Here is a 26,066-nt window from a genome sequence, read left to right as displayed (position 1 = left end):
CGCGCAGGCTAGAGGCGTTGCGGCGGTGCCTCCACCGGATTACGCGGGGGCCTGGAGCGACAGGTGCCAGTGCCCCGACCAGCCGGTCAGGGTGACGGTGGACAGCGGGCGGACGTCCACGTTCCAGTACGTCTGCGGGGCGGCCCGCAGCGCGTAGACCAGGGCCGCCCGGACCACCGAGGGCTCCGCGACCGCGACGATCGCACCCCCGTCGTCGGCGGGCCGGGTGTCGAGCCAGCCGCCGATGCGGGAGATGAAGGCGAGGAGGGATTCGCCGCCGTGCGGGGTGGCGAGCGGGTCGGTGAGCCAGAGTTCCACGGCGCCGGGTTCGCGGGCGGCGACCTCGGCCAGGGTCAGGCCCCGCCAGCGGCCCATGTCGCACTCGCGCAGCGCGGGTTGGGCGAGCGGCGCGTACCCGAGGGCCCGGCCGGTGGCCCGGCTGCGCGGGCCGGGCGAGCAGTAGCGCAGTCCGGCGGCGCCCAGGGGCACCAGCCCGTGCGCGGCGTCGGTCAGGGCGCGCCAGCCCTCGTCGTCCAGCGGGCGGTCGTCGTCGAAGCGCTCGGCGAGCAGCGAGGAGCCACGGGCTGCGGCGACGAGCGAGACCCGAACGTTCATGCGGCGATGGTGGGCCGCGGGCGGCACGGGGTCAAGCGTCCGGACCGACGGCTGCTGCCCGCTCCTCCCCGAGCCCGCTGCGCAGCCGCTGGACGGCTTCGCCGAGTTCCGCCGCGCCCGAGACCCCGGCGAAGCTCAACCGCACGTACGGACCCGGCGGTTCCGCGCAGAAGTACGGGCGTCCGGGCGTGACCGCGACGCCGGCGCGCAGGGCGGCGGCCGTGAAGGCGGAGTCGTCGCCCTCCCCGCCTGGCCGGGCCCACAGCTGGAAGCCGCCGGAGGGGAGACGGTCCAGCCTCAGCCCGGGCAGTCCGCGGCGCAGCGCGCCGGCCAGCACGTCGCGCCGGTGCCGCAGCTCGGCGGCGACCGTGCGCAGGTGGCGCGGCCAGGCGGGGGCGCCGACGAGTTCGAGGGCGGCCTCCTGGAGCGGGCGGGGCACGAAGAAGCTGTCCACGACCTGGATGGCCCGCAATCGGTCCAGGACGGGGCCGCGGGCGGCGAGCGCGCCCACCCGCAGGCTCGGCGAGGTGATCTTGGTCAGCGACCGGACGTGCACCACGGCCCCGTCGCGGTCCTCGGCGGCCAGGGTCGGGGGCAGGGGCGGGGCGTCCTCGTGGCCGAGGGCGCGGGCGTAGTCGTCCTCCACGACGAACGCCCCGGCCTCCCGCGCGATCCGCAGCACCTCGGCGCGCCGTTCGGGGGCCAGCACCGCGCCGGTGGGGTTCTGGAAGAGCGGCTGGCATACGAACACCCGGGCCCCGGTGGCTTCGAAGGCGGCGGCCAGCAGTTCCGTCCGGACCCCGTCGGTGTCGACGGGGACGGGCACGGGCCTGCACCCGGAGGCGCGGGCGATGGACAGCAGCCCGGGGTAGGTCGGCGACTCGACGAGGATCGGCGCACCCGGCGGGGCCAGCGCCCGCACGGCGGTGGTCAGCGCGCTCTGCCCGCCCGCGGTGACCAGTACGTCGGCGGCGGCGACGGAGCCGCCGATCTCGCGGGCGAACCAGTCGCGCAGCTCGGGCAGCCCCTCCACGGGGGGCCTCCCCCAGGCGCCGGGGCGGCGGCCGGCGCGGGCCAGGGCGGCGGCCATGGCCCGCTCGGGCTGGAGCGAGGGATGCAGGTAGCCGCCGTTGAGCTCGATGACCCCGGTCGGCGGGGCCGCGAGGGAGGCGAGCACCCCGGAGGCGTCCACCGAGCGGGGGACCACCTCCCCGGCGCCCTCCGCGCTGAGGGCCACCTCCTGCCAGGAGGTGTCACCGGGCACGGGTTCGGCCGTACGGGGGCCGGCCCGGTAGGCGCCGGCGCCGGGCCGGGTGACCACGAGGCCCTCGGCGGCGAGCCGGGCGAGGGCGCGGGAGACGGTGACAGGGCTGACCCGGAAGCGCTCCACCAGGGCCCGGCTCGACGGCAGCTTTCCACCCACCGAGTAGCGGTCCAGCTCGGAACGCAGCATGTCCGCCAGTTCCGCCACACTGCTACGCTCGTACATGAGAGCACAGAATAGCGCTACCGCCCCCCACTCGATAGCGGCCGGAGCGCCGGACAGCACCACGGCAGGGACTCCGGCCGACGCTCCGGCGGGCGTCCGGGCCCGCCCGACGACCGGCACCCAGGCCCGCCCGACGACCGGGACCGCAGGCAGCCCCAGGGGCGGCACCGCGGTCGGCACCGCGCTCGCCTCCCTCGGCGTCGTCGCCTTCTCCCTGACCTTCCCCGCCACGGCCTGGGGCCTTGAGGGCTTCGGCCCCTGGAGCTTCGTCTCGGTGCGCAGCGTGCTCGCCGCGCTGATCGCGGGGGTCTTCCTGCTGGCCGGGCGGGTCCCGCTGCCCGCCCGCGAGCACTGGGCCGGGCTGGCGGTGGTCGTGGCGGGCGTGGTCGTCGGCTTTCCGCTGCTCACCACCCTGGCGCTGACCACCTCCACCACCTCGCACGCCGCCGTCGTGGTCGGGCTGCTGCCGCTCACCACGGCGGTCCTGTCGGCCCTGCGCACCGGCGTGCGCCCCTCGCGCCGGTTCTGGGCCGCGGCCGTCGCCGGGGCCGCCGTCGTCCTCGCCTTCACCCTGGCCGAGAGCGGCGGCTCGCTCTCGGCCGGCGACGGGTTCCTGTTCGGGGCACTGCTGGCCTGCGCGGCCGGATACACCGAGGGCGGGCGGCTGGCCCGCGCCATGCCGGGGTGGCAGGTCATCGGCTGGGCGCTGGTGCTGGCCCTCCCGCTCACCCTCGCCGGTTCCGCGCTGGGGCTGGCGTACGAGCCGGTGCGGCTGACCGCCCACGGGCTCGCCGGGCTGGCGTGGGCGGCCGCGGGCTCCACCTTCCTGGGCCTGTACGTCTGGTACCGGGGCATGGCGGAGATCGGTGCCCCGCGGGCCAGCCAGCTCCAGTTGGCCCAGCCGCTGCTGACGCTGGTGTGGTCGGTGGCCCTGCTGGGCGAGCGGCTGTCGCCCGCCGCTCCGGCGGCCGCCTGCGCGGTGCTGGTCTGCATTGCCCTCACCCAGCGGGCTTAATCCGGACTATTCGCCGTAAACTGGCGTCACCGGATCCAGACCGCCTCCGAGGAGGTCAGCTTATGCGCGCAACCGAAGGCGACCAGCTGGTGCAGCACGGCAGAGTCGTGGGGCAGCACGACAAGGTCGGCGAGATCACTCAGGTACTGGGCGAAAACGGCAGCCCGCCCTACCGGGTCCGTTTCCCCGACGGCCACGAAGCCCTGATGTCCCCGGGCCCCGACTGCGTGGTGAAGCACCCGGAGGAGCCCCGGCACTGACGCGGCACCCGGCGGCCCGGCGCCTCAGCGGGGCGGCACCGCCGTCGGGTAGTGGTCGGCGACGACCCTGGCCATCGCTCCATTGGGGTCCGCGGCCACCTGCTTCGCCGAGAAGTAGGCATGGCCGCGGACCTCGGCGTACCGGCGCGCGAAGGCCAGGTGCCGGGACAGCTCGGCCGGGTCGCGCCAGGCGGCGGTCGCGCTGTCGGCGGCGCAGCGGTACAGCGCCTCCCCGATGTACAGGTCGACGTCCGTCCCCGCGACGGTCTGCGCCCACCACGGGACGAGCTTCGCGTAGTCGGCCGTCGGATGGCCGATGTGCCAGTACACCTGCGGCACGACGTAGTCGATCCAGCCCTCCCGCACCCACTTGCGGGTGTCGGCGTACAGGTCGTCGTACGCGGCGAGGGACCGGGTGTCCGAGCCGAGCGGATCCCGGTCCCGGTTGCGCCAGACCGCGAACGGGCTGATGCCGAACCGGGCCGAGGGACGCACCGACCGCACCCGCTCCGACATCTCCCGGACCAGGGTGTCGATGTTGTAGCGGCGCCAGTCGGCGCGCGTGGCGAAGCCCGAGCCGTGGCGCGCGTAGGCGTCGTCGTCGTCGAAGTACTCCCCCGCGACGGGGTACGGGTAGAAGTAGTCGTCCCAGTGCACCCCGTCCAGCGCGTAGCGGGAGACGGCGTCGAGCATGGCCTGCTGCACGAAGGCGCGCACCTCGGGGAGGCCGGGGTTGTAGTACAGCTTGCCGCCGTACGGGACCGTCCAGCCGGGATTGCGGCGCGCCGGGTGCGAGGACGCGAGACGCGTGGGGTCGGTGTGGTTGTTGGCGACCCGGTACGGGTTGAACCAGGCGTGCAGTTCGAGCCCCCGGGCATGGGCGTCGACGACGGCGGTGCCGAGCGGGTCCCAGCCGGGGTCGGCGCCCTGCCGGCCCGTCAGCCACTGCGACCAGGGCTCCCGGGCGGCGGGCCACATCGCATCGGCGGTGGGCCGGACCTGGAGGAACACCGCGTTCAGGCGGTGCTCGACGGCGGCGTCGAAGAGGGCGGTCAGCTCGTCGCGCTGTTCCCCCGCGTCCAGCCCGGCCGCGGAGGGCCAGTCGATGTTCTCCACAGAGGCGATCCACATACCGCGGAACTCCGCGGCGCCCTTCCGCCGGGAGTCCCGCCGGTCCGCCGGTCCGGGAGCCGCCCCGGCCCCCTCCGACCGGGCGGCCGCACGTGCCGCCGGCGGCCGGCCCCGCACCGGCTCCGCCGCTTCCGCCGCCTGCGCCGGGCCCGCCGCTGCGGCGGCGAACGCCCCCGCAGCCCCCGCCAGCAGCCCCCGCCGTCCGATGTACGTCATGTGACGACTCCGTTCCGTTGCGTGACATCGCCTGTCTGCGCCCAGCATGCCCGCCCCGGCCCGTCATCACCGGCAAGATCGGGGGTAACGTCGGGGGGCGTGGCGGGCGCCGGATTGCAGTGACAACTGACGACAACGGGGGACCCGCCGACGACGGAGCAGCGAAAGGCACGAAGTGACTGACCTCCCTTCCGACATCACACGGGTCGGCGTAGTGGGCTGTGGCCAGATGGGTGCCGGCATCGCCGAGGTGTGCGCCCGCAGCGGTCTCGAGGTGAAGGTCGCCGAGACCACGGGCGAGGCCCTGGAACTCGGGCGGACCCGGCTGCAGAACTCCCTGACCAAGGCCGCCGCCCGCGGCAAGATCAGCGAGGAGGAGCGGGACGCCACCCTGGCCCGCCTCAGCTTCACCACCGATCTCGGCGAGTTCGCCGACCGCGACCTCGTCATCGAGGCGGTCGTCGAGAACGAGCAGGTCAAGACGGAGATCTTCCAGGTCCTGGACCAGGTGATCACCCGCCCGGACGCCATCCTCGCCTCGAACACCTCGTCGATCCCGCTGGTCAAGCTGGCCGTGGCGACCTCCCGGCCCGACCAGGTCATCGGGATCCACTTCTTCAACCCGGCCCCGGTGCAGAAGCTCGTCGAACTGATCCCGGCGCTGACCACGGGCGAGGAGACCATCAAGCGGGCCGAGGGCCTGGTGCAGAGCGTCCTCGGCAAGCACGCGATCCGCGCCCAGGACCGGTCCGGCTTCGTGGTCAACGCCCTGCTGGTCCCGTACCTGCTGTCCGCGATCCGGATGTTCGAGTCCGGCATCGCGAGCCGCGAGGACATCGACAACGGCATGGAGTTCGGCTGCGCCCACCCGATGGGCCCGCTCAAGCTCTCCGATCTGATCGGCCTGGACACCATCGCCTCGATCGCCGACTCGATGTACTCGGAGTTCAAGGAGCCCCTGTACGCCGCTCCCCCGCTGCTCCAGCGCATGGTCGACGCGGGCCGCCTCGGCCGAAAGACCGGCTCGGGCTTCTACGCCTACGCCTGAGCCGCCCGGCCGCCGGGTCCGGCGGCAGTGTGAGAAGCACCTCGGTCGTCCTCGCGGCGGCCGAGGTACCGCTAGGGTCCTGCGGTGAAGATGTCCCTCCCCCACCGCGCCGGGCGGTCGTCCGCCGCTGCCCGCCCCGCGGACGCGGCTCCGGCCCCGGCCGCCGCACCAGGCCCCCGGCTCGGCTGGCTGGACGCGCTGCGCGGCGTCGCCGCCCTGATCGTGGCCCTCCACCACTTCGACGTCCTGCGCATGCTCCCCTTCGGGAAGGCCGTCACGCAGAACGTCGACCTGGGCCTGTTCGGCGTCATGCTCTTCTTCATCGTCAGCGGCTACATCATTCCGGCCTCGCTGGAGCGCCGCGGCGACGTCCGGGCCTTCTGGATCGGGCGGATCTTCCGGATCTACCCGGCCCTGGTGGCCGCCCTGGCCGTCTCGATCATGATGCTGCCGGAGGGCGACGGCTCGGTGGCGCTGCTGCGCACCGGCGACGACCCGGCCTCGCTGGTCGCGAACGGCCTGATGCTCCAGGACATGCTCGGGGTCGTCAACAGCATGAACGTCACCTGGACGCTCTGCTACGAGATGATCTTCTACTTCTTCGTGACCGCCCTGTTCACCCGCGGGCTGCACCGGCACAGCGGCACGATCGCGGTGGCCTGCGCCACCGCGGCCCTGGCGGTCGGCACGGCCGTCGGCTCCCGGCTCCTGACGGACGGCCCCGTCTCCACCCGGCTGCTCCTGCTCATCGTCACGCCGATCGCGCTCGTCGGCCTCGCCGGGGTGCTCAGCGGCAGGCGGTGGCCGACCGGCGCGGGCGCCGCGCTGCTCGCCGGGACCGGCCTGGTGCTGAGCACGCTGAACAGCCGGGCCCCGTGGTTCGAGACCTGGATGATCTTCGCGACGATGTTCGCCGGCACGGCGGTGTACCGGGCGCAGCACGGCCGCCCCGGCCGCACCCGCACCCTGTCGCTGCTCTCCTGCGGATTCGTGGTCGTCGCGGGCGTGCTCGTCGGATGGCTGTACAACCGGGGAGGCTACGAGCACCACACCTGGACCTCGGGCTGGAGGGCCTGGTCCTTCTCCTGCCTGGCGGCGTGGGCCGTGTTCGGGCTCGGGTTCCTGCTGCGGGGGCGCCGCTTCCCGCGGGTGCTGACCTGGCTGGGCGCGATCAGCTTCTCGGTGTACCTGCTGCACTTCCCGCTGCTGCGCACGATCGGCCCCCTGGTCGGGGTGCCGCCGCAGCCCTCGTCGGCGCTCGGCCGCCTCGCCTGGACCGCGGTCTTCCTCGCGGTGGTGCTGGCTGCGAGCCATCTGCTGTACCGCCTGGTCGAGCTGCCGATGCAGAACCTCGGCCGGCGCGTCCAGCGGGCGGCCGACCGGCGGTGGCCGCGCACCCCGGCCGGCACGCCGGGCGGACTGGTTCCTCCCCAGCGGGCCGCCGGGGAGGAACCGGCCCGGGTGGCCGCCGCCGGGGAGGAGTCGGCCGCGCCGGCCCGGATGGCCGCCGCCGGGCGGGACGGCGGCTAGCCGAGGCGCAGGTGGTGCAGGAGGAGCAGCCCGGCCGCCGTGTTCGCGGCCGGGACCTCGCCTCGGGCGATCATCTCCGGCACGAGCTTCAACGGCACCCAGTCCCGCCGCGAGGATTCGAAGTCGTCCTCGGGATGGCCGACGTACGTGGCCCCCTCCGCCCAGAAGAGGTGGTGGCGGGCGTCGGTCAGCCCATTGGAGGGCTCCACGGTCATCAGGTGGCGCAGCGGGCCGGGCCGCCAGCCCGACTCCTCCTCCATCTCCCGGGCCGCCGCGCCCGCGAGGTCCTCGCCGTCCTCGACCACGCCCGCGGGCAGTTCCCAGCCCCAGCTGTCGGTGATGAAGCGGTGCCGCCACAACAGCAGTACCTCGTCGGCCCCGTTGACGGCGGTGGCGGCGGCGACCGGCCGCTGCCGGATCACGAAGTGGTCCAGGTGCCGGCCGTCGGGAAGTTCCACATCGGCGAGGTTCACGTCGAACCAGCGGTTCTTGTACACGGTCTGCTCACTCAGGTTCGTCCACTGCACGGTTCTGCCACCTTCCGGATCGTCGGTGGCAACATGGCAGCAGCCGCACCGGTCACAGCGGAACGCGCAGCGCCCCGTCGATGAGCCGGGCCGTCTCCTCGGCGCCCGGGCAGCCGCTGCTCAGCAGCTGCTCGCGGACGGCCCGCAGCCGGTCCCGCAGCCGCAGCGACTCCATCCCCTTGGCCCGCTCGGCCATTTCCGCGGCCGTCGCCACCGCCCCGTCCGCCTCCCCCTGGCGCAGCTGGATCTCGCACAGCATCGCCAGCCGGTGGACCCGGCCGCGGTCGTGGGCGGGGGTGCCGACCGCGGCGGCCGCCTGCTCGTGCGCGGCGTCGAGGTCCCCGAGGCTCAGCAGGGCCTCGGCCACCTGTACGTTGACCAGCCCGGGCTGGACGTACCCGGTCTCGTCCGGCTCCGAGCCGGGCCGGATCCGCTCGGCGGCCGCCTCGGCGTGCCGGATGCAGGCCAACGCGGAGGCCGGGTCGCCGAGTTGGGCGTACGCCTTGGCCTGCATCGCGTACAGGTCGGCGGTCAGGGCCGGGGTCGTGTCGCGGCTCGCGGAGCGCAGGGCGGCCTCGGCGAAGGCGACGGCCTGGCGGTGCTCGCGCAGGTGCAGGGACTGGTTGACGAGCAGCGCGATGACGTACGCGCCGAGGCCCCGGTCTCCGCTGGCCTTGGCCAGCCGCAGCGCCTGGTGGAAATAGCGCTGGGCGAGTCCGTGGGCGTCCGAGTCGTACGCGCAGATCCCCGCGACGGCGACCAGGGATCCGGCGGCCCGGTGCAGCCCGCGGCCCAGCGCGTCGGGGTAACCGCCGCGCAGCATGGGCGCGGTCTCGCTGCCGAGGAAGCGGACGATGCGGGCCCGGGTGGCGACCCCGCCCGCCCGGCGGTACATGAGCTCGTAGTGGGCGCGGGCGGCCCGCAGGATCTCGATGTGCTCCGGCCCGATCCGCAGGGGGCCGTCGCGGGAGACGTCGGCGTCCTCGGGCGGGTTCTCCCACTCCCAGACGGGGATCACCGCGGGTGTGCCGGTGACCGCCTCGGTGGTGAGCAGCGGGAAGCGCCCCTGCTGGTCGGAGCGCCACAGGGCGGCGGCCCGGTCGACGAAGCCCTGGAGCGGGGAGGAGTGGGGGGCGGCGGGCTGGCCGGGCACCCCGAACCCGACGTCGTCCAGGGAGACCGGGCGGCGGAGCCGGCCGCCGAGCACCTCGCAGATCAGGTCGGGGACCTGGCCGCGGGGCCGCTGTCCCTTCAACCAGCGGGTGACGGCGGTGTGTTCGTAGCGCAGGGCCAGCCCGCGGGACCGGCCCGCCTGGTTCACGTGCGCGGCGAGTCCGGCGTGGGACATGCCCGCCTCGGCGAGGAGGGCGTCGAGCAGGGCGTTGGGCTGCATGGGCCCCTCCAAGGGCTCGTCGGTTTCAGGCTAGTGGGTGCGGGGTTCACACGGGGTGTGAAACGAGTACGCGCATAAATGCGATACGCACTCTGCCGCCGGAGGCCCCGGGAGCGGTTCACTGAAGAGCCTCGCCAAAGAGGCAGTCCGGGTCGTCGGCTCCCCCTCGTACAGTGCGACGACCCGCACCGCGCCGCCCGTCGTGCTGTCTGCCCGACACTCCACGGCAGGCGGGCGGCGCGCCTCGGCTCCGCCGGCGCCCGGTTGGTCACCGGGTCGCGGCAGGGGCCGGGAGGAACGCGCGCCGGGCCCTCCCACCGGGGCCCGGTGTGCGGTTCCGGTTGCCGTCCCGGTACGGGGTTCGGGTGCAGCGGTCGTTCAGGCGCAGCGGTCGCTGCGGAGGACCAGCAGGGCGACATCGTCGGTGAGCCGCCCGCCGGTGTGGCGCAGCAGTGCGGTGTGCACGCCCGCGACCAGCCGCGCGGGGGTGGGCGCCGGATGCCGGGCCAGGATCCCGGCCAGGACGCGGGGCAGCGGGAAGAACCGGCCGGCGGCGTCGCGGGCGTCCTCGGCGCCGTCGGTGTGCAGGAACAGGAGGTCGCCGGGCCGCAGTTGGCCGCAGTCCCCCGCCACCAGCCCGTCGGGCACGGGCACCACCCCGAGCGGCGGCAGGGGCTCGCCCCCGTCGAGCACCCGCACCCCCTCCGCGGCGGGTGCCCCGGCCGCTTCCCCTCCCACCGCCGGCCGGGGCGCCCGCCCTCTCCCCGTCCGGGGTGCGGCCCCGCCCGGCCCCGCCGGCGGGTGCGGGGCGGGTCCGGGCAGTGCCACCCGTTTCCGGGGCGGTGCGGCGGCGTACGGGGCGGCTGCGCAGGCCTCCAGCGGCTCGTCCGGCCGGCGCAGCAGAACGGGCCACGGGTGGCCGCAGTTGAGGGCGGTCACGGCGCCGTCCCGCCCGATCTCCAGCAGCAGCACCGTCACGAACTCCTCGGCGGAGGGGGATTCCGGCTCGGCCGGGCAGGCGGACGGGTGTTCCGCCCGGGCCCGTTCGCGTACGTGCCGCCCGAGCGCCCGCTCCATGCGCCGCAGCACCCCGGCCAGCGAGGCCTCGTCGTAGGCCGCCTCCCGGAACGCGCCCAGCACCGCCGCCGCGGCCGCCAGCGCCGGCAGGCCGTGTCCGCGTACGTCCCCGATGACGGCCCGCACCCCGTACGCGGTCGGCACGGCCTCGTACAGGTCGCCGCCGACGGCCGCGCCCCGGCTGGCCGACAGTTGCGCCGCCGCCACCGCGAGGCCTTCGATCCGGCCCGGCAGGGGCCGCAGCAGCGCCCGCTGGGCGGCGCCCGCGATCTCCTGGGAGCGTCTGAGCCGGGCCTTCAGGCCGCGCCGCACGTGCAGGGCGCACCCGGCGGCGAGGAGCAGGAAGGCGGCGCAGCTGGCGAGGCCGGCCCACAGCGGCCGCCCGGGCGTGGACAGCTCCCAGGACACCGCGGCGCCGCCCCATGCAAGGACACCCGCCCGGCGCAGCTGGGGCATCTCCCCACGCGTGATCATCCCTGGGACTCCCGTGTCCGGCCCTGGGCACCCGGCCGCCTCGATTCTGGCGACCCGGCCCGCCCCGGGATTCGGCCGAGGAGTGTTCTCACCCGAATGAGTGAGGGGCGCATCCGGTGCTCCGGATACGCCCCTCACCTGGCCCTACGCCTGCGGGAAGCCGCTACGCGCCGCGCAGCACCGCCCCGGTGCGCTCGGCGGCCAGCGCCACCGCCGCGTCGCGGGCGGCCGTGGACTCCTCGACCGTCAGCGTGCGGTCGGCCGCGCGGAAGCGCAGCGCGTACGCCAGGGACTTCTTGCCCTCGCCGACCTGCTCGCCGGTGAAGACGTCGAACAGCCGCAGCGACTCGAGCAGTTCGCCCGCGCCGTTGCGCAGCGCCGCCTCGACGGCGGACGCCGGGACGGACGCGTCGACGATCAGCGCGACGTCCTGGGTCGCCACCGGGAAGGAGGAGATCCGGGGCGCCGCCACGGCCTTGCCGCCGGCCGCCGCGAGGCGGTCGAGGTCGAGCTCCATCGCGCTGGTGCGGGCCGGCAGGCCCAGCGCCTTCACGACGCGCGGGTGCAGCTCGCCGGCGTGGCCGATGACGTGCTCGACCCCGTCGAGGGTGACGACGAGCTCGGCGCAGCGGCCCGGGTGCCAGGGACCGTACTGGCCCTGGCGGACCACCAGCTGCGCACCGGCCTCGACGGCCAGCGTGCGGGCGGCCTGGACCGCGTCCGCCCAGTCGGCCGGGCGGCCCTTGCCCCACCAGCCGGCCTGCTCGCGCGCTCCGGCCAGCACGACCGCGGCGTACCGCGGCTGGGCCGGCAGGGCGGCGTCGAGCGCGGCGATCTCCTCGTCCGTGGGACGGCGGTCGACGGGCAGCCGCACCGCGAGGCCCGGCCGGTCGCCGGGCCGGAAGACCGAACCGGTCTCGAACAGGGCGAGGTCGTGGCTGCCGCGGCTGTCGTTGCGGCGCAGTGCCTGGAGCAGGCCCGGCAGCAGCGTGGTGCGCAGCGCCGGCTCCTCGTCGGAGAGCGGGTTGACCAGCTTCACGACCCGGCGGGCGGCGTCGTGCGCGGGCAGCTGGAGCTGGTCGAAGACCTGCTCGCCGATGAACGGGTAGTTCAGCGCCTCGACGTAGCCGGCGCCGGCCAGCGCCCGGCCGACCCGGCGGTGCAGCTGCTGGCGGGCGGTCAGGCCGCGGCCGGACGGGACCTGGGGCAGGGTCGACGGGAGGTTGGCGTAGCCCTCCAGCCGGATGACCTCTTCGGCGAGGTCGTTCGGCTCGGCGAGGTCGGACCGCCACGACGGGACGGTGACGACGAGCTCGTCCTGGCCGTAGACGTCGCAGCCGACCTCCTGGAGGCGGCGGACGACGGTCTCGCGGCCGTAGTCCACGCCCGCGACCTTGTCCGGGTGGTCCGCGCGCATCGCGACGGTGCGCGGGGCGCCCGGGGCGACGAGCTCGGTCACGCCGGCCTCGGCGGTGCCGCCGGCGAGCAGCACGAGCAGGTCGACGGTCCGCTGCGCGGCCGCGGAGGCGGCCTGCGGGTCGACGCCGCGCTCGAAGCGCTTGGATGACTCCGAGGAGAGCTTCAGGCGGCGGGCGGTGCGCGAGATGGAGACCGGGTCGAAGTGCGCGGCCTCGATCACGACGTCCGTGGTGCCGGTGACGGCGCCCGTCTCCGGGTCGGCCACGGAGTCCGCGATCTCCGTGTTGGCTCCGCCCATGACGCCGGCGAGGCCGATCGGCCCGCTGTTGTCGGTGATCACCAGGTCCTCGGCGTCGAGGGTGCGCTTGACCCCGTCGAGGGTGGTGAACTTCTCGCCCTGCTCGGCCCGGCGGACGCCGATGGCGCCGTCCAGGCGGGAGCGGTCGTAGGCGTGCAGCGGCTGGCCCAGCTCCAGCATCACGTAGTTCGTGACGTCCACGGCGAGGGAGATCGGGCGCATGCCGGCCTTCTGCAGGCGGCGCTTGAGCCAGATCGGGGAGCGGGCCTCGGGGTCCAGGCCGGTGACGGTGCGCGCGGTGAAGCGGTCGCAGCCGGCCGGGTCCTCGATCTTGACGAGGTAGCCGTACGAGTTCGGCGCGGGCACGTCGATCAGCGCCGGGTCGCGCAGCGGCAGGCCGAACGCGGTGGCGGTCTCGCGGGCGATGCCGCGCATCGACATGCAGTAGCCGCGGTCGGGGGTGACGTCGATGTCCAGGACCTCGTCGACGAGCTCCAGCAGCTCGATGGCGTCGGTGCCGGCCTCGTGCTCCGGCGGCAGCACGATGATGCCGTGCGTGCCGTCGTCGCCCATGCCCAGCTCGTCGCCGGAGCAGATCATGCCGTGCGAGTTCCTGCCGTACGTCTTGCGCGCGGCGATCGCGAAGTCGCCGGGCAGGACCGCGCCGGGCAGCGCCACGACGACCTTGTCGCCCACGGAGAAGTTCCGGGCGCCGCAGACGATCTCCTGGGGCTCGCCGGTGCCGTTGGCCCGGCCGACGTCGACGGTGCAGAAGCGGATGGGCTTCTTGAACTCCGTCAGCTCCTCGATGGTCAGCACCTGGCCGACGGCGAGGGGACCGGTCAGGTCCGCGCCGAGCTGCTCGACGGTCTCGACCTCCAGGCCGGCGTCGATGAGCTTGGCAGCGACGTCTCGACCGGTGGTGCCCGCGGGCAGGTCGACGTACTCCCGCAGCCAAGAAAGCGGGACCCGCATCAGATCTCCATCCCGAACGGCCGGGTGAACCGGACGTCACCCTCGACCATGTCTCGCATGTCTTCCACGTTGTGCCGGAACATCAGCATCCGCTCGATGCCGAAGCCGAAGGCGAACCCGCTGTACTCCTCGGGGTCCACACCGCAGGCGATGAGCACCTTCGGGTTGACCATGCCGCAGCCGCCCAGCTCGATCCAGCCCTCGCTGGAGCAGGTACGGCACGGGCGGTCGGGGTTGCCCACCGAGGCGCCGCGGCACACGTAGCACTGCATGTCCATCTCGGCGGACGGCTCGGTGAACGGGAAGAAGTGCGGGCGCAGGCGGGTCGTGGTCTCCTCGCCGAAGAGCTCCTTGACCATGTGGTCGATGGTGCCCCTGAGGTCGGCCATGGTCAGGCCCTTGTCCACGGCCAGCAGCTCGACCTGGTGGAAGACCGGGGTGTGCGTGGCGTCGAGCTCGTCGGTGCGGTACACGCGGCCCGGGCAGACGATGTAGACGGGCGGCTCGCGGCGCTCCAGCAGCGAGCGCGCCTGCACCGGCGAGGTGTGGGTGCGCAGCACGACGCCGGACTCGTCGCCCTGGACGCCCTCGGGGCCCTGGACGAAGAACGTGTCCTGCATCTGGCGTGCCGGGTGGTCCGGCGTGAAGTTGAGGGCGTCGAAGTTGAACCACTCCGCCTCGGCCTCGGGGCCCTCGGCAACCTCGTAGCCCATGCCGACGAAGACGTCCGCGATGCGGTCCATCAGCGTGGTCAGGGGGTGGCGGGCGCCGGCGGGGACGCGGTCGTACGGCAGCGTGACGTCCACGGCCTCCTCGACCAGTACGCGCTCGTCGCGCTCGGCCTCCAGCTGGGCGAGGCGCTCCGCGTACGCCTTGTTCACGGCGCCGCGGGCCTGGCCCACGCGCTTGCCCGCCTCGGCCTTGGCCTGCGGGGGCAGCGCGCCGATCTCGCGGTTGGCGAGGGCGAGCGGCGAGGTTCCGCCGGCGTGGGCGGTCTTCGCGTGCGCCAGGGCGTCGAGGTCGCCGGCGGCCGCGAAGGCGGCGAGCGCCTCGTCCCGCATGCGCTCGATCTCTTCCGGTTTCAGTGCCTCGACCTCGACAGGGTCGTACGACTTGTTGGGTGCCGACATCTCTTCCCGTACTTCCGATGGGGTGGCTGGAGGTCCCCGCTCGACACAAGGAGCTCGACACAAGGACGCAAAGGTGCCAAAGGACGAGTCTACGGGCCGCGGGGGAGGTGAGGAGCCCGAGGGCCGCCTGGCGAGACGCTCCGCAGTGCTGTTGCTACTGCGCGAGGTACGCGGGCGCGCCGACGGGCAGGATAAATCGGAACTCTGCGCCGCCGCCGGGGCCGCGGCCGACCGTGATGGTGCCGCCGTGGGCTTCCACGATGCCCTTGACGATGTACAGGCCCAGGCCGGTGCCGCCGCGCTTGCTGCCCCGCCAGAAGCGGGTGAAGACGCGGCCCATCGACTCCTCGGGGATTCCGGGGCCCTCATCGGTCACGGTGACGGCGGTTCCCTTCTCGGGCTTGTCTGTGCCACTGGCTCCCGCGGAGCCCGCCAGACTGGTCGGCGATACGTCGATGGTGACGGTTCCCTCGCCGTGGCGCACCGCATTTTCCAGGAGGTTGCCGAGGATCTGGTCGATCTTGTCCGGGTCGGCCCACAGGGCGGGCAGGGAGCGGCTCACACGGACGAGGAACCGGTCGGGGGCCTGTCCGTTCGCGGTGAGGGCCTGGACGTGCCGGCCGACGGCGGTGGCGATGTCGACGGGCTGGCGGCGGACTTCCAGCCGCCCGGAGTCGATGCGGGAGATGTCGAGGAGTTCGGCGATCAGGCGGGTGATGCGGCCGGCGTCGGCGTCGACGGTCTCCAGCATGAGGCGCTTCTGGTCGTCGGTGAACCGCTCCCATTTGGCGAGGAGGGTCGCCGTGAACCCCTTGACGGAGGTCAGGGGGGAGCGCAGCTCGTGGGCGACGGTGGCGATCAGCTCGGCGTGGCTGCGCTCGGTGCGTCGGCGGGCCTCGGTTCCGCGCAGGGTGACGACGAGGCGGCGCAGCGGCCCGGTGGGGTGGGCCCGCACGTACCGGGCGGAGACGAGGACCTCGCGGCCGCCGGGGAGCAGGAGGTTCCGCTCGGGCTGGCCGCGGCGGGTGGCGAGGCCGCCGTACGGGTCGGTGAGGGCCCACCAGCGGCGGCCTTCGAGGTCCTCGAGCGGCAGCGCCCGGTCGATGCGGGCGCCGAGGGCTTCGGCGGGGGTGAGGGCGGTGATGCGGGCGGCGGCGGAGTTGAAGCAGATGACCCGGCCGGTGTCGTCGGCGATGACGAGCCCGTCGGGCAGGTCGTCGGGGTCGATGCCGAGGCCGGCGGGGTCGGCGGTGTCCGGGCCGGTGCGGCCGCCCGGGTGCTGCGGGGGCACGGCTCCCGGGGGGGAGGGCGGCCCGGCCGTGTTCGTGGCCGCTGGCGAGCTGTTCGTACCGACGGTCATGTCCCCGTACCCCACATCTCCGAGTAGCGCAGTGGGCCCCCGGGCGGCCACATTACTAGCTGGGGGTCACGGAGCGGCACCCTCCGGGCGCCCGCTGTGCACGCGCGGAAGCATAGAGGCACACGGCGGCGGCCGTGGCGAGGTTCAGGCTTTCGGCCTTGCCGTGGATCGGGACGCGTACGACGGCGTCGGCGAGCGCCCGGGTCTCCTCGGGCAGGCCCCAGGCCTCGTTGCCGAAGACCCAGGCGGAGGGGCCGCCCATGGTGCCCGCGTCGAGCTCGGCGTCCAGGTCGTCCTCGCCGGCCCCGTCGGCGGCGAGGATCCGCACGCCGGCCGCCCGCAGCCCTTCGACGGCCCGTTCGACGGGCACGCCGACGGCGACGGGCAGGTGGAAGAGGGAGCCCACGGAGGCGCGTACGGACTTGGGGTTGTACAGGTCGACGGAGGCGTCGGTCAGCACGACCGCGTCGGCGCCGGCGGCGTCGGCGCAGCGGAGCACGGTGCCGGCGTTGCCGGGGTCGCGGACGTGGGCGAGGACGGCGACGAGCCGGGGCCGGGCGGCGAGGATCTCCTCGAACGGCGAGTCGAGGAAGTGGCAGACGCCGACGATCCCCTGGGGGGTGACGGTCTGGGAGACCTCGGCGAGCACCTCGTCGGAGGCGTGGTGGACGCGGACGCCGGCGGCGCGGGCGGCAGTGATGATCCCGCTGTAGCGCTCGGCGGCCTCGACGGTGGCGAACAGCTCGATCAGGGTGGGGCCGGCGGCCCCGCGGTGCTCGACGGCCTCGCGGACGGCCTGCGGGCCCTCGGCGAGGAAGCGGCGCTCCTTGGTGCGGAAGTTGCGCCGTGCCAGCCGCCTGGCGGCGGCCACCCGCGGGGATCGGGGGGAGATCAGCTCGGCGGGGGCGGGGGTACCCATGGTCGGTCGGCTCGCTTCCGTACGTACTGCGGGTGCACTGCGGTGATGACAAAGCGGGGCGGGGCCCCACACGCACCGGACCCGCAGGCACAGGGCCTGCGGGTCCGGGCTGAAGCCAGTGAAGGCCGGCTGCGTAAGCGCGGTGCTTAGGCGGCGGCGGGGGCCTTCGGCGCGTTCACGTCGGCCGGGAGCGCCTTCTGGGCGACCTCGACCAGCGCGGCGAACGCGTTGGCGTCGTTGACGGCCAGCTCCGCGAGGATCTTGCGGTCCACCTCGATGCTGGCGGCCTTCAGACCCTGGATGAGGCGGTTGTACGTCATGCCGTTCTGGCGGGCAGCGGCGTTGATGCGCTGGATCCACAGCTGACGGAAGTCGCCCTTGCGCTTCTTGCGGTCGTTGTAGTTGTAGACCAGCGAGTGGGTGACCTGCTCCTTGGCCTTGCGGTACAGGCGCGAACGCTGACCGCGGTAGCCGGAGGCCGCCTCGAGGATCGCCCGGCGCTTCTTGTGGGCGTTTACTGCCCGCTTGACGCGTGCCACTTTTTAACTCCTTGTAGCGGGGCCGCGGGTGTGGTCACACGGCCCGAAAGTTCGATGGGGTACCGGTCTTGGCATCCCGCCCCGGCAGGGGCCGGGATGTCAGATGCCGAGAAGCTTCTTGATCTTCGCGGCGTCGCCCGGGGCCATCTCGGCGTTGCCGGTGAGGCGACGCGTCAGCTTGGACGACTTGTGCTCGAGCAGGTGGCGCTTGCCGGCGCGCTCACGGAGCACCTTGCCGGAGCCGGTGACCTTGAAGCGCTTCTTGGTACCGCTGTGCGTCTTGTTCTTCGGCATGGCGCCGTTATCTCCTCGTCAGTGGCGTTCCCACCGGTCCGGTACCGGACCGGCTTGCGGGAACGTCATGGTGTGTCGGTGATCCGGGACCGGATGCCCCGGGATCAGGCCTCGGCCTGTGCCTCGTCAGAGGCGTCGGCAGCCTCGGCAGAGGCGACCGCGTCGCCCTCCGCGGCGTCCGCTTCCTTGGCGGCGGCCGCACCCTGGCGCTCGGCCTTGCGAGCGGCCTGGGCCTCGCGGGCTTCGGCCATCGCCTCGGTCTTCTTCTTGTGGGGACCGAGAACCATGATCATGTTGCGGCCGTCCTGCTTCGGGTTCGACTCGACGAAACCGAGCTCCTGGACGTCCTCCGCCAGACGCTGCAGCAGTCGGTAGCCGAGCTCCGGCCGGGACTGCTCGCGACCACGGAACATGATCGTGATCTTGACCTTGTCGCCCTGCTTGAGGAACCGAACGACGTGACCCTTCTTGGTGTCATAGTCGTGCGGGTCGATCTTCGGCCGGAGCTTCATCTCCTTGATGACCGTGTGCGCCTGGTTCTTGCGCGCCTCACGGGCCTTCATCGCCGACTCGTACTTGAACTTGCCGTAGTCCATGAGCTTGCAGACCGGCGGACGGGCAGACGCTGCGACCTCGACCAGGTCCAGGTCGTACTCCTGCGCGAGTTCAAGCGCCTTCGCAAGCGGGACGATGCCCACCTGTTCGCCGCTGGGACCGACGAGTCGCACCTCAGGGACACGAATCCGATCGTTGATGCGGGGCTCGGTGCTGATGGATCCTCCTCGGTAGCACCACACGGCTGTCAGGCAGACAGCCGCTGACGTCTGTGTCGTCATGACCAACCGCGGCGGAGCAACAAAAATGCCCCGCCGGGCACAGGCAGGGGCTCCAAGACAACCGGAGCACCGCCGCGTGCGAACCGCGGGGCGCAGACTCGGGCGGCTTTCCATCGTCCGTACGGAACGATGGATGCCGCCTGACCGGTGACCCGCCGCCCCGGAGGGCGGTCAGGTGGGAGAACGGAGCCTCCACTTGTGGGCCGGGTACATGCGTCTCCGGCCGGTCGTTAGCCCAATATAGCATTCCGCGCCAGAGCCGCTCACCAGGAGCCAGGTCAGGGGCCCGCACGGCCCGGCTTATCGTGTGGGGCATGACTGACGCGACCCCCTCCCCCGCCGCCGAGGCCGACCAGGCCCCCGACTACGACGCCCTGACGCGTGACATCGCGGACGTGCCCGCCGTCGAGGTGATCACCACGGTGGCCGTGCACCTGCTGAGCGCCGCGGCGGTCAACCTGGGCCTGGACAAGCCGGACTCCGAGCACAAGGACCTCGACGAGGCCCGCAAGCTGATCACGGCCCTGGCCGGCCTGGTCACGGCCAGCGCCACCGAGATCAGCTCCTTCCACGCGGCCCCGCTGCGCGACGGCCTGAAGTCGCTCCAGCTCGCGTTCCGCGAGGCGTCGATCGTCCAGGACGAGCCGGGCCAGGGGCCGGGCGAGAAGTTCACCGGACCCGTCTACGCCTGACGGACGGGCACCCCGGCGGCAGGCCGGGGCGGGCCGGGAACGGCATCCGGGAAGGGCCGGGGCGGTGCGCCCCGGCCCTTCCCGTTTTCGTGCTTCTTCTCACTCCGGTCACCGGCCCGGCGGCCGGGAGCGCGCTCGCCTCGTGATCGGCTGCTGACCGGTCAGCGGGTGAAGAGCGCCTCCCCGGGCGGGGCCGGGGCCGTCCCCGGGAGCAGCACCAGGTCCAGTCCGCGCACCAGGCGGGCCCGCAGGGTCTCGTCGGCGGCCAGCGCCTCGGCGATCCGGCGGACCGCGGCGCCGGCCTCGGGGCCGGCGGCCGGCACGACCGCGAGGATGCCGTCGGCGTCCGCCCCGGCCGGGACCAGGTGGGCGCGGAGCACGGCGGGCTCGGCGGCCACGGCGGCCCGTACGGCCTCCCGCACGGCCGGGTCGGCCAGCGGGTCGGCGTCGGTGCGGCCCTCGGCCAGCGCGAGCAGCGCGGAGCCGGTGAGCTGGTAGGTGACGGGGCCGGCCATGTCGAGGACCAGGGTGTCGGCCTTCTCGTGCGCGACGGCGGCCAGCGCCTGGCGCAGCGGTACGGCCACCGGCCGGGCGGCCGGGTCCCACAGCGCGAGCGAGGCGGTCGAGGTGAACGCGGGCAGTGCGCGCCGGTTCCCCGCCTGAAGGGTGGGGACGGCCATGTCGCTGGTCTTCTCGCGCTTCAGGCCCGTCTCCGGGTCGGTCTCCACCTCGCCGAGGACGGCGACGACCGGGACCAGCAGCCGGGCCTCTTTGAGCGCTGCCAGCAGCTCCGGCTCCTTCGCCCGGTCCTCGGACCAGGCGGCCAGGGCCGCGCTCAGCCGGGGGTCGGCGGAGCCGTCGTCGTCGGAGAAACCGGGATCGGGGATGGTTTTGTTCGCCACAGTTCCCCGACCCTATCCCCCAGCGGACCGGCGCCGACGCCCGGTCGGGCCTCGGGGCCCGGTCGGGCTCCGGCGCGGTCAGGCCTCGGCAGCGTGCCGGGCGGCCCTGGGCCGCCGGGCCAGTACGGCGGCCAGGGCGAGCAGCGCCAGCCCCGTCCCCGCGGCCGCCGGGACGCGGAGCCGTTCCTCCCGGTCGGCGGGGCGGGCCGGCTCGGGGCCCGGGCCGAAGTACCGCTGCCCGGCCGCGACGGGCGCGGGGAGCGCCGGCTCGGGGCGCAGGGCCTCCGCGGCCTGGAGGGCGGCGACGGGGTCCACGAGGCCGTGGCCGCGGGAGTCGTCGCGGCCGCCGGCCGGGGCGTCGGCGGCGGTGTCCTGGAGCAGCTTCTTGATCTGGGCCGGGGACAGGTCCGGGTGCGCGGCCTTGAGGAGGGCGACGGTGCCGGAGACGAAGGCGGCGGCCGCGCTGGTGCCCCAGCCCTCGTAGTAGGCGCGGTCGGGGTCGGCGATGACGACGTCGACGCCGGGGGCGCTGACGCTGGCGTACCAGTTGCGGGTGGAGAAGGCGGCCTTGCGGCCGCTGCGGTCGACGGCGGTGACGGCGATGACCCCGGGGTAGGCGGCCGGGTAGGAGGCGTGGTCGCCCTCGCGGCCGCCGTTGCCCGCGGAGGCGACCACGACGACGCCCTTGGCGAGGGCGTACTGCACGGCCTCGTCCTCGGCGGCCTCGTGGTGGGCGGAGTCGCTGTCGTCGCCGAGCGACAGGTTGATCACGTCCGCGCCGTGGTCGGCGGCCCACCGGATGCCCTCGGCGAGGGCGCCGCCCTTGTTCTGGCGGGCCTTGGACCGGCCCGGGTCGCCCTCTTCGAGGATCACCCGGACCGGCAGGATCCGTGCCTGCGGGGCGACGCCGAGGACGCCCTGGCGGCGGTTGCGGCCGTGGCCGTGCCCGGCGATGATCCCGGCCATCGCCGTGCCGTGGCGGGCCCAGACGCGGTCGCCGGGCCCGGCGCCCATGCCGACCAGGTCGGTGCCGTCGAGGACCTGTCCGGCGAGGTCGGGGTGGGTGGAGTCGACGCCGGTGTCGAGGACGGCGACGGTGACGCCGTCGCCCTGGGTGGTGCCCCAGGCCTCCTCGGCGCGCAGGGCGGTCAGGGCCCACTGGCGGTCGCGTACGGCATCGGCGGCGGCCGGGGGTGCGGTGGCGCCGACGAGGACGGCGCCGAGGGCGAGGGCCGCCGCGGAGCGGGTGCGGCTCATCGGGCGGTCCCCGCGGAGCCGGGGGCCGCGGCCGTCGCCGTCTTCGGGGCCTGCGGCGCCTGCGGGGCCGTCGGGGAGGCGAGGGAGCGGACGGTGCCCTCCATCCGGTCCGCGACCGCCTTGGCCTCGTGGCCGAGGCCGGCCTGGGCGACGGCGCCGGTGGCGTTCTTCCCCATCGCCTCCTCGGCCGGGACGGGCGCCTCCAGAGTGCGGCCGTCGGCGAACGCGGAGACGGCGTAGACGACGACCGGGGCGTCGGGCAGCACGGACGCGGTCCAGGCGGCGCGGCGGGCGTCCGGGAAGCCGTACGCGGGCGGCGCGGTGAGCCGGCCCCGCAGACCGGCCATCGCGGTGGCGTCGCCGGGGGTGAACACCATGCCGACGGTGATCAGGGAGCTCCGGGTGGCGTCGGCGTAGGTGGCGCGCAGGACCCGGGTGCAGCCGGTGGGGGCGAGCGCGGCCTGCCAGTCGGGGGCGAGGGCGGGCCCGCAGTCGGAGTCGGGCGCGAGCGCGACCCGCGTCCAGGTGCGGTCGGCGCCGCCGGGGCCGCTGTCGGGGCCGGCCAGGACGGGCGGGAAGAGGGTGTCCGCGGGGGTCGCGCGCCAGAGCGAGGCGGCGGTGCGGTAGGCGGCCTCGGGGGTCGGCGGCCGGCCGGCGGCATGCCGTTCGGCCCAGCCGGCGAGGGCGGCGGTGGCCAGCAGACCGGTCCCGAGCACGGCGCAGAGGGCGGCGGCCGCGGTCCGGGCCGCGCTGCGGGAGGGCCGCGGGTCGGCGTCGCGGTCGGGGTCCGGGTCGGCGTGGGCCGCGGTCTGCGGTGTCGACGTGCTCATCCGGCGGCTCCGCCCCCCGTTTCGTACGGCTGCCTCCGGGGTACTTTACGCGGCCGCCCCGACCGCCCCCGTCCTGCGGCCCCGGCCGGCACACCCCGACCACCCCGGCCCTGCGGCCCCGGCCGGCGCACCCCGTCCGTGCCGCGTCCCGTCGCCGCCCAGCCGGTCGGCTCCGGGAGCCGCGGGCCCGGCCCGCCCCTCGCGACGGCAGGGCGGGACCGCCGGGGCGGCTGTGACGCGGGGGTTACCCGAGGGTACGGCTGCGTGGCAAGCTGCGGCCCATGACTGCTGCCGCCGGTGGGGACCGGGCCCGGTACGACCGGGCCACCGCGCATCTCGACGCACCCTTGGCCATCGTGGACCTCGACGCGTTCGACGCCAATGCCGACGATCTGGTGCGGCGGGCCGCCGGGAAGCCGGTCCGGGTCGCGAGCAAGTCGGTGCGCTGCCGGGCGCTGCTCGAACGGGTCCTGGCCCGGCCGGGCTTCGCCGGGATCATGTCGTACACCCTCGCGGAGTCGGTCTGGCTGGCCCGGTCGGGGTTCGAGGACGTGCTGCTGGCCTACCCGTCCGCCGACCGCGCCGGCTTCGCCGAGCTCGCCGGCGATCCGAAGCTGGCCGCGGCGGTCACCGTCATGCTCGACGACCCGGCGCAGCTGGAGCTGATCGACCGGTCCCGCGGCGGGGGCACCCAGGAGATCCGGGTCTGCCTGGAGCTGGACACCGCGCTGCACCTGCTCGGCGGCCGGGTCCGGATCGGCGCCCGCCGCTCGCCGCTGCGCGAGCCGGCGCAGCTGGCGGCGCTCGCGCGTACGGTCGCCGCCCGGCCGGGGTTCCGGGTGGTCGGGCTGATGGGGTACGAGGGCCATGTCGCCGGGGTCGGCGATGCGCCGGCCGGGCGCCCGCTGAGGTCCCGGGCCATCCGGCTGATGCAGGCGGCGGCCCGCCGGGAGCTGGCCGCCCGCCGGGCGGCGGCGGTGCGGGCCGTTCGGGCGGTGGTCCCGGACCTGGAGTTCGTCAACGGCGGCGGCACCGGGAGCGTGCAGCAGACGGCCGCCGAGGACGCGGTCACGGAGATCGCGGCCGGGTCCGGGCTGTACGTGCCGCGGCTGTTCGACGACTACACCTCCTTCCGCGGCCGCCCGGCGGCGCTGTTCGCGCAGCCGGTGGTCCGGCGGCCGGGCGTGGGCGTGGTCACGGTGCTCGGCGGCGGGTACCCGGCCTCGGGCGCGGCCGGCGCCGACCGGCTCCCCGAGCCGTACCTGCCGCCGGGGCTGCGCTACGACCCGCAGGAGGGCGCCGGGGAGGTGCAGACGCCGCTGCTCGGCGCCCCGGCCGACGACCTGCTGATCGGCGACCGGGTGTGGTTCCGGCACGCGAAGGCGGGCGAGCTGTGCGAGCGCTTCGACGCCCTCCACCTCGTCGAGGGCGACCGCGTGACGGCGGTCGTGCCCACGTACCGCGGCGAGGGCCGCACCTTCCTCTGAGCGGCCTCGGGGAGCGAGGGACAGCCGGGCGCCGTGCGACGCCCGGCTGCCGGGTGGGGGGTGCGGGGCGGACCGTGGTGGTCCGGTGGGGCTACAGGGGGGTGACGTACGCGCCGGAGATGCCGCCGTCGACGAGGAAGTCGGTGGCGTTGATGAAGGAGGAGTCGTCGCTGGCGAGGAAGGCCACGGCGGCGGCGATCTCCGTCGCCTCGGCGAACCGGCCGAGCGGGATGTGCACGAGGCGGCGCGCGGCCCGCTCCGGGTCCTTGGCGAACAGCTCCTGGAGCAGCGGGGTGTTCACGGGCCCCGGGCACAGGGCGTTGACGCGGATGCCCTCGCGGGCGAACTGGACGCCGAGTTCGCGGGACATGGCGAGTACGCCGCCCTTGGAGGCGGTGTAGGAAATCTGGGAGGTGGCGGCGCCCATGATCGCCACGAAGGAGGCGGTGTTGATGATGGAGCCGCGGCCTTGGCGCTGCATGTACGGCAGGGCGGCCTTGCAGCAGAGGTAGACGGAGGTGAGGTTGACGTCCTGGACGCGCTTCCAGGCCTCCAGGCCGGTGGTGAGGATGGAGTCGTCGTCCGGGGGCGAGATGCCGGCGTTGTTGAAGGCGATGTCGACGGAGCCGTAGGTGTCGAAGGCGGTCTTGAAGAGGGCCTCGACGTCCTCGGGGCTGGTGACGTCGACCTTGACGAAGGTGCCGCCGACCTCCTCGGCGGCGGCCTTGCCGGCGGTCTCGTCGATGTCGGCGCAGACGACGTTGGCGCCCTCGGAGGCGAGGCGGCGGGCGGTGGCGAGGCCGATGCCGCTGCCGGCCCCGGTGATGACGGCGGTGCGGCCGACCAGGCGGCGGCAGACGATCTCTTCGGTCTCTTCGGTGGACTGGGCGGTCATGGGGTTCAGGCCTCCGTGCTGATGAAGACGTTCTTGGTCTCGGTGAATGCGGTGAGGGCGTCGGGTCCGAGCTCGCGGCCGAGTCCGGACTGCTTGTAGCCGCCGAAGGGCGTCCAGTAGCGGACGCTGCTGTGGGAGTTGACGGACAGGTTGCCCGCGGCGACGGCGCGGGACACGCGCAGTGCGCGGCCGACGTCGCGGGTCCAGAGGGAGCCGGAGAGGCCGTACTCGGTCGCGTTGGCCAGGCGTACGGCGTCCTCCTCGTCCTCGAAGGGCAGGAGGACGGCGACGGGTCCGAAAACCTCCTCGGCGGCCACGGGCGCGGTGGGGGCGACGTCCGTGACGAGCGTCGGGGGGTACCAGAAGCCGGGGCCGTCGGGGGCGGTGCCGCGGATCGCCGTGAGGTCGTCGGTGACGTACGAGCGGACGCGGTCCCGTTGGGCGCGTGAGATCAGCGGGCCCATCTGGGTCTTCTCGTCGCCGGGGTCGCCGACGACGACCCCTTCGATGCCGGGTGCGAGCAGGTCGAGGAAGCGGTCGTACACGGTCCGCTGGACGAGGATCCGGGTGCGGGCGCAGCAGTCCTGGCCGGTGTTGTCGAGGAAGGACATGGGGGCGGACGCGGCGGCCGCCTCCAGGTCCGCGTCGGCGAAGACGATGTTGGGGCTCTTGCCGCCGAGTTCGAGGGTGACGCGCTTCACCCGGTCGGCGCACTTGGCCATGATCTGCTTGCCGACGCGGGTGGAGCCGGTGAAGACGATCTTCGCGACTCCGGGGTGTTCGACGAGTGCGTCGCCGGCGGTGTCCCCGCGGCCGGGGAGCACCTGGAACAGGTGCTCGGGGATCCCGGCCTCGAGGGCGAGTTCGGCGAGGCGCAGCGCGGTGAGCGGGGTGGTCTCGGCGGGCTTGAGGATGACGGCGTTGCCCGCGGCGAGCGCCGGGGCCAGGCCCCAGGCAGCGATCGGCATGGGGAAGTTCCACGGGGCGATGACGCCGATGACGCCGAGGGGTTCGAGGAAGGTGACGTCGATGCCGCCGGGGACGGGGATCTGGCGGCCGGAGAGCCGCTCGACCCCGCCGGCGGCGAAGTCGAGCAGGTCGCGTACGTTGCCGGCCTCCCAGCGGGCGTTGCCGATGGTGTGGCCTGCTTCGCGGACCTCGAGCAGGGCCAGCTCCTCGATGTGCCCGTCGACTACCGCGGCGAAGCGGCGCAGCAGCCGGGCCCGGTCGGCTGGGGCGGCGGCCGCCCAGGCGCGCTGGGCCGCGGCGGCCCGGGCGACGGCGGCGTCGACATCGTCCCGTGTGGCGGCCGGGACGATGGCGACGGTTTCCTCGGTGGCCGGATTCAGAACCCGCAGTTGGTCGGGGGCCAGCGCGTCGGACACGTGGTGCCTCTCAGACGGTCGGATCAGGGGTGCGGTGCGGTGCCCTGCACGGGGTCGGCGGGGCAGGGCGGGG

24 protein-coding genes are annotated in these 26,066 nt (G+C 74.5%); 6 read left to right on the top strand and 18 right to left on the bottom strand.

The features are described 5' to 3' along the window. Positions 1-39: 39 nt before the first annotated feature. Positions 40-615, bottom strand: coding sequence for a histidine phosphatase family protein (locus AC068A_RS06030; RefSeq protein ID WP_478581309.1), 576 nt, complete (start codon positions 613-615; stop codon positions 40-42). Between the two features lie 31 nt (positions 616-646). After that, positions 647-2,104 (bottom strand): aminotransferase-like domain-containing protein, encoded by a 1,458-nt coding sequence (locus AC068A_RS06025; RefSeq protein ID WP_478581306.1) that lies wholly within the window; start codon positions 2,102-2,104, stop codon positions 647-649. Between AC068A_RS06025 and AC068A_RS06020 the strand changes: the two genes are divergently transcribed. Together AC068A_RS06020 and AC068A_RS06015 are read left to right on the top strand one after the other, a co-directional pair. Next, positions 2,103-3,119 (top strand): DMT family transporter, encoded by a 1,017-nt coding sequence (locus tag AC068A_RS06020; protein WP_478581303.1) that lies wholly within the window; start codon positions 2,103-2,105, stop codon positions 3,117-3,119. The genes AC068A_RS06025 and AC068A_RS06020 overlap by 2 nt on opposite strands. A 62-nt stretch (positions 3,120-3,181) precedes the next feature. Next, a complete protein-coding gene (locus tag AC068A_RS06015; protein ID WP_385424709.1) occupies positions 3,182-3,379 on the top strand; it encodes a DUF1918 domain-containing protein in 198 nt (65 codons plus the stop codon). A 24-nt stretch (positions 3,380-3,403) separates the two neighbouring features. Here the strand turns inward: AC068A_RS06015 and AC068A_RS06010 are convergent, their stop codons facing one another. After that, the gene (locus tag AC068A_RS06010; protein ID WP_478581300.1) at positions 3,404-4,726 is read right to left on the bottom strand and encodes a glycoside hydrolase family 10-like protein; all 1,323 of its coding nucleotides are present in this window, start codon (positions 4,724-4,726) and stop codon (positions 3,404-3,406) included. A 175-nt stretch (positions 4,727-4,901) separates the two neighbouring features. Here AC068A_RS06010 and AC068A_RS06005 point away from each other — a divergent pair, with 175 nt between their 5' ends. Both AC068A_RS06005 and AC068A_RS06000 read left to right on the top strand, forming a co-directional pair. After that, a complete protein-coding gene (locus AC068A_RS06005) occupies positions 4,902-5,774 on the top strand; it encodes a 3-hydroxybutyryl-CoA dehydrogenase (RefSeq protein WP_478581297.1) in 873 nt (290 codons plus the stop codon). 90 nt (positions 5,775-5,864) lie between these two features. Beyond that, positions 5,865-7,304 carry an acyltransferase family protein gene (locus AC068A_RS06000; RefSeq protein ID WP_478581498.1) on the top strand — a complete coding sequence of 480 codons (1,440 nt, stop codon included), beginning with the start codon at positions 5,865-5,867 and terminating at the stop codon, positions 7,302-7,304. On the opposite strand, the gene AC068A_RS05995 is transcribed toward AC068A_RS06000, so the two are convergent. From AC068A_RS05995 to infC, 10 genes are all read right to left on the bottom strand, one after another. Further along, on the bottom strand, positions 7,301-7,831 hold the full coding sequence (locus tag AC068A_RS05995; protein ID WP_478581294.1) for an NUDIX hydrolase: 531 nt from the start codon (positions 7,829-7,831) through the stop codon (positions 7,301-7,303). The two genes, AC068A_RS06000 and AC068A_RS05995, sit on opposite strands and share 4 nt — an antisense overlap. 52 nt (positions 7,832-7,883) lie before the next feature. Continuing rightward, positions 7,884-9,224 carry a transcriptional regulator gene (locus AC068A_RS05990; protein WP_478581292.1) on the bottom strand — a complete coding sequence of 447 codons (1,341 nt, stop codon included), beginning with the start codon at positions 9,222-9,224 and terminating at the stop codon, positions 7,884-7,886. A 378-nt stretch (positions 9,225-9,602) separates the two neighbouring features. Next, a complete protein-coding gene (locus tag AC068A_RS05985; protein WP_478581290.1) occupies positions 9,603-10,775 on the bottom strand; it encodes a PP2C family protein-serine/threonine phosphatase in 1,173 nt (390 codons plus the stop codon). 163 nt (positions 10,776-10,938) lie between these two features. Further along, on the bottom strand, positions 10,939-13,467 hold the full coding sequence (gene pheT / locus AC068A_RS05980) for a phenylalanine--tRNA ligase subunit beta (protein WP_478581287.1): 2,529 nt from the start codon (positions 13,465-13,467) through the stop codon (positions 10,939-10,941). After that, positions 13,467-14,597 carry a phenylalanine--tRNA ligase subunit alpha gene (pheS, locus tag AC068A_RS05975; protein WP_478581284.1) on the bottom strand — a complete coding sequence of 377 codons (1,131 nt, stop codon included), beginning with the start codon at positions 14,595-14,597 and terminating at the stop codon, positions 13,467-13,469. Before pheS ends, pheT begins: the two co-directional genes overlap by 1 nt. Positions 14,598-14,751: 154 nt before the next feature. Beyond that, positions 14,752-15,957 carry a sensor histidine kinase gene (locus AC068A_RS05970; protein WP_478581281.1) on the bottom strand — a complete coding sequence of 402 codons (1,206 nt, stop codon included), beginning with the start codon at positions 15,955-15,957 and terminating at the stop codon, positions 14,752-14,754. A 55-nt stretch (positions 15,958-16,012) separates the two neighbouring features. Beyond that, positions 16,013-16,876 (bottom strand): TrmH family RNA methyltransferase, encoded by an 864-nt coding sequence (locus AC068A_RS05965; RefSeq protein ID WP_478581278.1) that lies wholly within the window; start codon positions 16,874-16,876, stop codon positions 16,013-16,015. A gap of 146 nt (positions 16,877-17,022) precedes the next feature. After that, positions 17,023-17,415, bottom strand: coding sequence for a 50S ribosomal protein L20 (rplT, locus tag AC068A_RS05960; RefSeq protein WP_478581275.1), 393 nt, complete (start codon positions 17,413-17,415; stop codon positions 17,023-17,025). A gap of 99 nt (positions 17,416-17,514) precedes the next feature. Further along, positions 17,515-17,709 carry a 50S ribosomal protein L35 gene (rpmI, locus tag AC068A_RS05955; RefSeq protein WP_114056849.1) on the bottom strand — a complete coding sequence of 65 codons (195 nt, stop codon included), beginning with the start codon at positions 17,707-17,709 and terminating at the stop codon, positions 17,515-17,517. A 104-nt stretch (positions 17,710-17,813) separates the two neighbouring features. Beyond that, the gene (infC, locus tag AC068A_RS05950) at positions 17,814-18,506 is read right to left on the bottom strand and encodes a translation initiation factor IF-3 (RefSeq protein ID WP_478581496.1); all 693 of its coding nucleotides are present in this window, start codon (positions 18,504-18,506) and stop codon (positions 17,814-17,816) included. Between the two features lie 353 nt (positions 18,507-18,859). On the opposite strand from infC, the gene AC068A_RS05945 reads away from it, so the two are divergent. After that, positions 18,860-19,237, top strand: coding sequence for a DUF1844 domain-containing protein (locus AC068A_RS05945; RefSeq protein ID WP_478581273.1), 378 nt, complete (start codon positions 18,860-18,862; stop codon positions 19,235-19,237). Positions 19,238-19,398: 161 nt separating this feature from the next. On the opposite strand, the gene AC068A_RS05940 is transcribed toward AC068A_RS05945, so the two are convergent. The 3 genes from AC068A_RS05940 to AC068A_RS05930 form a co-directional block, all read right to left on the bottom strand. Continuing rightward, positions 19,399-20,139, bottom strand: a complete 741-nt coding sequence (locus AC068A_RS05940; RefSeq protein WP_478581271.1) for an SseB family protein — start codon at positions 20,137-20,139, stop codon at positions 19,399-19,401. A gap of 78 nt (positions 20,140-20,217) precedes the next feature. Beyond that, positions 20,218-21,396 carry a type VII secretion-associated serine protease mycosin gene (gene mycP / locus AC068A_RS05935; protein ID WP_478581268.1) on the bottom strand — a complete coding sequence of 393 codons (1,179 nt, stop codon included), beginning with the start codon at positions 21,394-21,396 and terminating at the stop codon, positions 20,218-20,220. Beyond that, on the bottom strand, positions 21,393-22,226 hold the full coding sequence (locus tag AC068A_RS05930; RefSeq protein ID WP_478581266.1) for a hypothetical protein: 834 nt from the start codon (positions 22,224-22,226) through the stop codon (positions 21,393-21,395). The genes mycP and AC068A_RS05930 overlap by 4 nt, the downstream gene beginning before the upstream one ends. A 281-nt stretch (positions 22,227-22,507) precedes the next feature. Here AC068A_RS05930 and AC068A_RS05925 point away from each other — a divergent pair, with 281 nt between their 5' ends. Further along, on the top strand, positions 22,508-23,713 hold the full coding sequence (locus tag AC068A_RS05925) for an amino acid deaminase/aldolase (RefSeq protein WP_478581263.1): 1,206 nt from the start codon (positions 22,508-22,510) through the stop codon (positions 23,711-23,713). Between the two features lie 91 nt (positions 23,714-23,804). Here AC068A_RS05925 and AC068A_RS05920 read toward each other — a convergent pair whose 3' ends face one another. Beyond that, entirely contained in the window at positions 23,805-24,608 is an 804-nt protein-coding gene (locus AC068A_RS05920; protein WP_478581260.1) for a 3-oxoacyl-ACP reductase, read from the bottom strand. 5 nt (positions 24,609-24,613) lie between these two features. Continuing rightward, entirely contained in the window at positions 24,614-25,993 is a 1,380-nt protein-coding gene (locus AC068A_RS05915) for an aldehyde dehydrogenase family protein (protein WP_478581257.1), read from the bottom strand. Between the last annotated feature and the right edge of the window lie 73 nt (positions 25,994-26,066).

Source organism: Streptomyces sp. NPDC043854 (assembly GCF_056436005.1).
The sequence above is the reverse complement of the archived record's forward strand: the minus strand, read 5'-3'. Positions and strand labels throughout refer to the sequence as shown.